We start from the raw sequence: 1,855 nt of genomic DNA on the forward strand, positions 1-1,855 counted from the left end.
GATTTCCTGATAGCCGGTCATGGCAGTGTTAAACACTACCTCACCAACGGTTTGACCGTCGGCTCCAATGGCTTCGCCGCGAAAAATGCTGCCATCAGCAAGGGCGAGTATGGCTGGCTTAGTCAAGAAGACCTCCCGTAATTAAAGCCTGAAAGGGCGTTCGCAGTTTGCAAAAAAGCGGAATGACGTATAGACACGTCACCCCGCTTTCTTATTGAATCATCTGCGCGCTTTTAGTGGACACACTAAAGCTGTAGCTTACAGAAAAGGCCTGTTTTGGTCTACCGGCAATGAGGCGAAAAGACGGGGGAATGCGACAGAAGTTCCATCGACGGGGGTAAAACAGGGTCAAAACTCACGCTTATGGCGAATTTTGACCCTCGATTGCGTGATCAGAACGATCAACGCAGGTCCAGCACGTCCTGCATGTCGTACAAGCCAGGCTCGCGCCCCTCAAGCCACAGAGCAGCCCGAACAGCGCCTTTGGCGAAGGTCATGCGGCTCGATGCCTTGTGGGTGATCTCGACGCGCTCACCATCGGCGGCGAACAGCACGGTGTGATCACCGACTATATCGCCGGCGCGGATGGTCGCGAAGCCGATGCTCTGGCGATCCCGCGCGCCGGTCTGCCCTTCCCTGCCGTAGACCGCGACCTTTTCAAGGTCGCGCCCCAGGGCATTGGCCACCACTTCACCCATGCGCAGCGCGGTCCCGGACGGCGCATCGACCTTGTGCCGGTGGTGCGCTTCGATGATTTCGATATCCACATCATCGCCGAGAACACGAGCAGCGGTATCCAGCAGTTTCAGGCAGAGGTTCACACCCACGCTGAAATTCGCCGCAAATACAATCGGGATGTCTTTGCCCGCCTCGGCTAGACGCTGCTTCTCTTCCGCGCTGAAACCCGTGGTACCAATGATCATGGCTTTACCAGCCTTGCGGCAGAAAGCCAGATTCTTCAGTGTCACAGACGGATGAGTGAAATCGATCAGTACGTCGAATTCGTCCACGACTTTGGCCAGGTCACCCGACAACGGGACACCGATACGACCCAATGCAGCCAGTTCGCCTGCATCGGCACCCACCAGCGTGCTGTCAGGACGATCAATGGCGGCAGTCAGTCCAGCACCTGGTGCCTGCTGAACGGCCTCGATCAGAATTTTGCCCATGCGCCCGGCGGCGCCCATCACAGCTATACGTCGCATGCCCTGCTCCCGTTAAAAGCCCTTACAGATCACCGAAGAAACGCTTTACACCATCAAACCAACCAGTGGCTTTAGGCGAATGAGAGCTGTCACCTTCGAGCGTTGCGCGGAACTCTTCGAGCAATTCGCGCTGACGACGACCCAGATTGACCGGAGTTTCGACCGCGACACGACACATCAGATCGCCCGCTCCGCCACCCCGAACCGGAGCAACACCTTTGCCCCGCAGACGGAACTGCTTGCCGGTCTGGGTACCTTCAGGAATCTTCAGCTTGACCCGACCATCCAGCGTCGGCACTTCCAGCTCACCACCCAAGGCGGCGTCGGTGAAACTGATCGGCACTTCGCAGTACAGATGCTTGCCGTCACGCTGGAATATCGCGTGCTCACGCACGTTGATCACGACATACAGGTCGCCGGTCGGACCGCCTTGAGCACCCGCTTCGCCTTCGCCGGATAGACGGATGCGATCACCGGTATCAACGCCTGGCGGCACTTTCACGGACAGGGTCTTGTATTCCTCGACACGGCCTTCGCCATGACAGGAATCGCACGGATCGGAAATGACCTTGCCATGACCATGGCAGCGCGGGCAGGTCTGCTGCACGGAGAAGAACCCCTGCTGCATGCGCACCTGACCAATACCGCCG

General features: G+C 58.1%; 3 protein-coding genes. All 3 read right to left on the bottom strand.

All coding sequences use genetic code 11. The features are described 5' to 3' along the window. Positions 1–126: carbamoyl-phosphate synthase domain-containing protein (locus tag VF672_RS00560; protein WP_331100298.1), on the bottom strand; the 126-nt coding region annotated here is incomplete at its 3' end. Positions 127–401: 275 nt separating this feature from the next. Continuing rightward, on the bottom strand, positions 402–1,205 hold the full coding sequence (dapB, locus tag VF672_RS00565) for a 4-hydroxy-tetrahydrodipicolinate reductase (RefSeq protein WP_331100294.1): 804 nt from the start codon (positions 1,203–1,205) through the stop codon (positions 402–404). A 22-nt stretch (positions 1,206–1,227) separates the two neighbouring features. Beyond that, positions 1,228–1,855 (bottom strand): molecular chaperone DnaJ (dnaJ, locus tag VF672_RS00570; RefSeq protein ID WP_331100296.1); only part of this gene is annotated, 628 nt, incomplete at its 5' end.

Source organism: Pseudomonas sp. (assembly GCF_036387035.1).
Classification (GTDB): Bacteria; Pseudomonadota; Gammaproteobacteria; order Pseudomonadales; family Pseudomonadaceae; genus Aquipseudomonas.

Bases quoted from the DNA above. Each gene is read 5' to 3' on its own strand.
- dapB (WP_331100294.1), bottom strand. From the start codon at position 1,205: ATGCGACGTATAGCTGTGATGGGCGCCGCCGGGCGCATGGGCAAAATT.